This is a genomic window from Micromonospora sp. NPDC006431, assembly GCF_042870725.1.
Classification (GTDB): domain Bacteria; phylum Actinomycetota; class Actinomycetes; order Mycobacteriales; family Micromonosporaceae; genus Micromonospora.
The window spans coordinates 1-5,775 of the sequence record NZ_JBIAHQ010000061.1 but is presented as its reverse complement, the minus strand read 5'-3'; the positions used below and the strand labels follow the sequence as shown (position 1 = coordinate 5,775).

At 67.1% G+C, this 5,775-nt stretch carries 5 protein-coding genes and 1 pseudogene; 5 read left to right on the top strand and 1 reads right to left on the bottom strand.

Translation table 11 applies throughout. The annotated features are described in order from the left end of the window. Positions 1-745 precede the first annotated feature (745 nt). Entirely contained in the window at positions 746-889 is a 144-nt protein-coding gene (locus tag ACFYM6_RS35895) for a hypothetical protein (RefSeq protein WP_387281955.1), read from the top strand. Positions 890-952: 63 nt separating this feature from the next. Here ACFYM6_RS35895 and ACFYM6_RS35890 read toward each other — a convergent pair whose 3' ends face one another. Continuing rightward, positions 953-1,642 (bottom strand): transposase, encoded by a 690-nt coding sequence (locus ACFYM6_RS35890; protein ID WP_387281957.1) that lies wholly within the window; start codon positions 1,640-1,642, stop codon positions 953-955. Positions 1,643-2,358: 716 nt separating this feature from the next. On the opposite strand from ACFYM6_RS35890, the gene ACFYM6_RS35885 reads away from it, so the two are divergent. The 4 genes and pseudogenes from ACFYM6_RS35885 to ACFYM6_RS35870 form a co-directional block, all read left to right on the top strand. Beyond that, on the top strand, positions 2,359-3,261 hold the full coding sequence (locus ACFYM6_RS35885) for a hypothetical protein (protein ID WP_387281953.1): 903 nt from the start codon (positions 2,359-2,361) through the stop codon (positions 3,259-3,261). A 37-nt stretch (positions 3,262-3,298) separates the two neighbouring features. Continuing rightward, positions 3,299-3,591: pseudogene (locus tag ACFYM6_RS35880) on the top strand (phosphotransferase); the annotation flags it as partial. A gap of 198 nt (positions 3,592-3,789) precedes the next feature. Continuing rightward, a complete protein-coding gene (locus tag ACFYM6_RS35875) occupies positions 3,790-4,449 on the top strand; it encodes a hypothetical protein (protein WP_387281950.1) in 660 nt (219 codons plus the stop codon). 231 nt (positions 4,450-4,680) lie between these two features. After that, the coding region (locus ACFYM6_RS35870) for a hypothetical protein (protein WP_387281948.1) at positions 4,681-5,775 on the top strand (1,095 nt) is incomplete at its 3' end.

Below are 5,775 nucleotides of genomic sequence, written 5' to 3'. Positions count from 1 at the left end.
ACCACCATGCCCGGAACCACGCGATATCGATCAATAGCAATCAGGCCTGCCGGGCCGAAGGAGCCGGCGTCAGGCGCGAATCATCGAGGCTAGCTTCGCTGCCACACGCGTGAGCCGAGCTGACAAACTCTCTGGCTGCTCCTCCACATCGGGTAGTCAACCAGTAGACCCTGCGCCGGACATGCCCCAACGCCGCCTGAATCTACTGACGATCGAGACGTCACTCACATCGACAGGGTCGCTCGTCGCGGCCGCTCCACGACGGGCGGTCTACGGCAGAAGCGGTTGCCCGATCATGGGTAATCGGGCGGGCTGCGGCTTGCCGGTAGGGCGGTGCCGACCGTCATCGTGCATGCGCTCGGTGTCTGGTGGGAACCGGCGGCGCTGGCACGCGGTCTCATGAGCATGTGTGTCCGACGGATCGGCCTGTTGCTCGTGGTCGTCCTGGCAGCGACAGCCTGCTCGAACGGCTCCTCCGGGCGCGCGCCCTACCTCACTCAGCCGGCTGTTTCCTGCCCAGCGGTGGACGAACTGGCCGGGCAACCCTCCGCGGCCCCGTTGCCCGCGGGCTTCCGTCCGGTCTCGGCCGTCCGGTGCACCTTTCGGCTGGCCGGGTTGGCCCTCGTCCGGCTTCGCCTGGGTTGCCGCGCAGCGGTCCGCCGGTCCGTTCGACGAGCTTGTCCGGGCGCTGCATCTACCGCCGCAGGAACAGAACGGCGAGCTCGTGTGTCCGGCCGTCTTCGTCATGCCGGTGTTGCTGGCATTGACGGACGCGTCGGGCAACACGCTCTTGCCGGCCCTACCGGGTACCGTGTGCGGCACCCCGCTTCCCGAGGTGCAGTCGTCGCTCGACGGGTTGACTTGGGTGGAGGTCGACCGTCAGCAGTGAGTCGATCAGTGCAACCTGGTCGCGGCAGATGGTGATGCTGTCAGAGCCTTGTAAATAACATGTTCATCGGGCATTGGTGGGCCATGGGAGCGCCCGTCTGGTCGCGTGGTAGCGGCCCAGGCGACGGGCCATGATGGTGATCATCGCCCACTGGACCATCGCGGCGTGGTGAGCGGGTAGGCGCTGGTAATCCCGGACGGTACGACGACACCGGTTGATCCAGGAGAAGGTGCGCTCCACACACCAGCGGCGGTGCAGCACGACGAAGCCGACCTGTCCGGTCAGCTTCCGCTCGACGAATACCCATCCCCGGCAGGGACCGGTTATTACGAGGCTCTCAGTGTCGACCTGCAGGCGGCCGAGGACTGAGTTCGCCATCGACGTTCCGCGGCTCGGTTGATCGTGGTGAGTCGACGGAGTAAACAGGAGCGAGGAGTTACTCGATCCCTGGAGAGCGACGTGTCTCGGTGGCTTGGAAAGCAGAAGCGCGCCGGCATCGACACCACCACGTTCGCCAGGCTGCTGACCGCCCGCTGCCATCAGCAGGTACCGTTTCCCGGATCCGCGCTCCCTCGCTGTGTCTCCCCCTCGGTGGTGACGTCGCTGTCGCGGTTCATCGACGAGTTTCGGCTCAGCCTGCTGCAGACGACATTGCAGACGCTCTACGACGGAAAGCCCGATACCGCCGCGGTCGCCGACTACAGTCCCGAGTTGGGCGTGTGGTTCTCCGCGTTCCGCGGCACGGCGGAGCAGATCCCGGCGCAGTACGAGCGGATCAGATACCCGCGCTACCTCGCCTTAGCCGTGGAGCTGGAGCTGTCGCGCAGCGGCATCGCCCGGCCGGCCACGATTGCCCACCTGCAGGCACACGTCACCGGCACCATGGACACTGCCACACAATTCGATCCGCGTCGGCCAAACCTGATCCAGCTCACCTCCTGCGACGTGCGGCTCACGGTCGCCACCGGCAACCTGAGCAAGTTCCACATCGTTCCGGAGGAGCTGCGCGACCAGATGCCCCCCGCAGCGCACCAATGCAGCGGCGGCGACGGTACGTAGTCGGGCTCGGCCGGGCTCGCCTTCACGTATCAGCCCGCCACACCGGCGCCCCTCGTATCGGCGAAGATCGTCATCCCCGCCAGGGGCCGGCTATTTACGAGGCTCTCAGTCGCCCGCAGCAATCGCCGTCCGAAGGTGCGGTTGCCGTTCTGGGTGGCCAGGAACATCCCGCACCGCGTCACCTCTCACACAAACCGTGCCCGATCAGCTGCATGTCGTGAATCTGGGCGTTGGCCTCGGTGTGCGGAGCTGGCTGATAAGATCGACAGATGTCACGTTCCGCGATAGCTCTCGCGCTCACGGTGACGGTGTTGTTGGGCGGTTGCGGTGCGGACGAGCCGCCGAAATACCCGCTGGGCACCTCGGTAGGACTGCCCGGCAACGGCTCTATCACCCCGCACGCCGTCTGGGTGGGCGCGCCAGACGATCTGGCTTCCGTAACGGTTCGGCACCCGGATCGCGACGAGCCACCCCCTCAGGGGACGCCCTACTACGTGCCGACCACCGTCGCCAACACCACCGCGTCGGCCCACAGCCTGTTGCGTGCGGTGGACAGTGACGGCAAGGACGTGGTACCGCTCAAGAATCCCCACTGGAAACTCGGCACAGACCCCTGCGAGAATTTCACCTTCCGTGAGGGCAACACGCCGGGCGAGGTCGATGACGCCTGCGTCGTCTTCGTCGTACCCGACGGCGCGGAGCTGGACTATCTGTGGTTGACCGTCCGATTGAAGGAAGAACGGACCGCCTGGGCCGTTGCACCTCAAGGATCCCCGCCCCCGTCGCCGACGCCGTCGCCGAGTCCGATCGTCCGTACCGATGACGAGGTCTGCGGCAAGGAGCCCTTCAAGGCCAGCGCGGTGCGCGCCTATAACCCGAACGCCGCGGCGTACGCCGGCGCCGGGATCCATCCGATCCGGCTGTTCAAGCCCGATTTCTTCGATGCCGGGGGCGTGCCGCCGCAGTTGCCGAGCGAGTGGGGCAGTGCCGATGCGGACCGGATCCAGTTGGTGGTCTGCGAGTACCACGACAAGAGCTTCCGGGAGAGGACGATCGACACCTGCACGTACGTTGGCGGTTACCGGCCGGGCGTGGACGCCGAGGTACGCACCGCCCGCTACATCTACCGGGTCTTCGAGGCCAGGACGAGCCGGCTGGTCACCACATTCAAGCTCAACGGCACCACGAGCGTGGAAGAACTCTGCCCGGACGAAACGTACGCCCCGGCCTCCACCTACTGGCAGCGGGTCACCAGCAAGGCCCTAGAGGACCGGCTGAAACCGCTGGTAACCGGCGACGCCCCCACCAGGTAGAAGCTGGCGGTGTCTAGCAGAGATCAGCCAACCGATCACCTTCTGCGGCGTGATCGACTTCGGTGACCTCTGCGCGGGCGACCCCGCATACGACCTCGCCGCCACGTGGCTCCTGCTACCTGACAACACCACCTGACCACTTCCACGCGGCCTACCAGCCGACCCCGGACACCGCCACCGCGCGCCGCGCCCGTGGCTGGGCGATGGCACGCGCCCTCGGCGGCATCCTCATCGGCAACGACGGCGTCCACGGCCGCCCCGGCGGCAAACCCCACCTGGGGCCCACCCGCCCACGCCGCCCTGCAACGCCTCACCGCCACAATCCGCTGACCCGGCGATCGCCACTGCGTCCGACAGACGGCGTCATCAACCATCCGCACATCGGCATGTCCGGACGTTCCTCCGGACGCAAGTGGTCACGATCCGTAACGCTCGGATTGCGGCATGAGCGTGCATTGTCACCGAGGTCTCGTGGACTCCCTGAAGGTACGTGACGGTGTCTGTGCTGTTTCGGCGTAGGTTCACCGGATGACCGTGTACGACATCGCCGCCAAACTGCCGTCCATCGACGTGCTGCGGGACCGCTGTAAGGCACTCGCTGTGCTGGAGTGCATCGTCGACGGTGGCGAGCCCTACTACGCCTACACCCGCGCCTGGGGTGACGACGAGGCGGCATTGATGGACAACGGCAGCGGCGACGAGTGGGCGGTCGTGTTCACCGCCGACGGCGCGTTCATCCGCGCCTTCGACCACGAGTCGGCGATGACGCCCTACCGCGATCCGGACCACGAGCTGTGGCCCGGACTGCTTGACGGCATTCCGGCGGTGTTCCGTCCGCAGATCGAGGAACCAGCGTTCGGCGACGAGGAGGGACAGTTCCTCGCCACCGCTGTACTGTGGCGGCTCTCCGCTGACGACCGTTGGCACGCCGGCGAAGGCATCACGTTCCCCGCGCCCCGCGGACCGTACGACACCGACCCGGACGGCTCTGGCCGGCTCGAGATCCTGCTCGACGACATCGTCGACCGGTACGTCACGTTCGCCGAGGACTACTACGAGATCAAGGTGGACCCGACGGTGATCGAGCACGTCGTGGCGCACCGCCCGCTCAGTGACGTCATTGTGCAAGCGCTGAACCCGAAAGTAACCGTTGTCAGGTTAACCAGTTTGGTTATGTCTCATCATTGATCATAGATTGGTCTGTGTGGAACGTTTTCGGCTCTTGCGGAGCGTGTCGGTGGTCATCCGTGGCGCATCACGTTTGGGCTGGCTCGGGAGGGTTCCGGTGGCGTGGGTCGGTCGTGAGGGCCGGTTTTTCTGGATCGGTGTTGAGGCGTTGAGTCGGTGAGCGGGAAGCTGCGGCTGGCCGAGGGTGAGGCCGCCCGGACCGCGCGCGCCCGCGCCTTGCTGCGCACCGGTGTGGACGAGGAGACCGGCGAGGTCCTGTCTCAGGCGGTGCTGGCGCAGCGGGCTGGTTGGTGTGCCGATCTGGTGGCGGGCATGGTGGCCGCGCTGATCAGCGCGCACTGGAACCGCGTGGACGTGGAAGTGTTGGCGGCCGGGGTGGATGCGGGTGGACGGCGGTTGCCGTCGAACGCGTGGATGGCGCTGCGGCGGCTGGGCTGGACCGCGACCAGGCCTCAGGGTGTGAGGGTCAATGACCGGGTCGTGCGGATGGCCCTGGAGCAGGCGGGGCGTGCGCTGCGTTCGGCGGCGTGGCGTGCCGATGTGACCGCCGGGGTCCTGTCGACGTGGCCAGCCGATCCGCGTCAGCGCACCCCCGCCGAGTGGGATCAGGTCCGGGCCTCGATCCCCGGCGGCAAGTATCTGCCGTCGAACATCATCAAGGGCCGGACCCGGCAGGCCGCCACGTTCGCCAAGGCCAACGGCCGGCTGCCGGTGGACGTGTTCGAACTCGAAGCCGTCCCGAGAATCGGGCGGATGTTGCTGCTGGCCGCGTGTGATCGGCAGCAGGCCATCATCGAACGCAGCGATACCGACCCGGCGAAGGTGCTGCTGCGGCTGCAGTTGCCTTTACGACCGGATCCGCGCGGGTATCGGGACTGGACGTGGGTGGCCTGTCCGATCAGGCTGCCGTCCACGGTTCCCGCCGCGGCGGTGCTGCACCTGCCGACCCTCCGCCTCACCGACGGGACGGTGCGTGCCGACATGGCGTACACGCACGCCGTGCCGAAAGCCGCGCGCACCGGCCACACCGTGGCGCTCGGCGTGGATTGGGGCCTCAACACCCTCCTCAGCGCCGGTGCGCTGCGACTGGGAAAGGATGGGCGGATCACGGCGTTGGGGGCTGGTGGGCAGTTCCGCGCCGCTGGGGTCCTGGCCAAGCAGCACCGCCTGCGCCGCCACAGTGAGCGGCTGCACGCCAAGGCCGACCACTACCAGCGGCTCATCGGCGTCAACGAGCGGCATCACCTTGTCGGCAAGCATGCGGTAATCCGGGACGAGATCCGCCACGTGTCCGCCCGCCGCCAAAACTTGAACGACGCGCTCGCG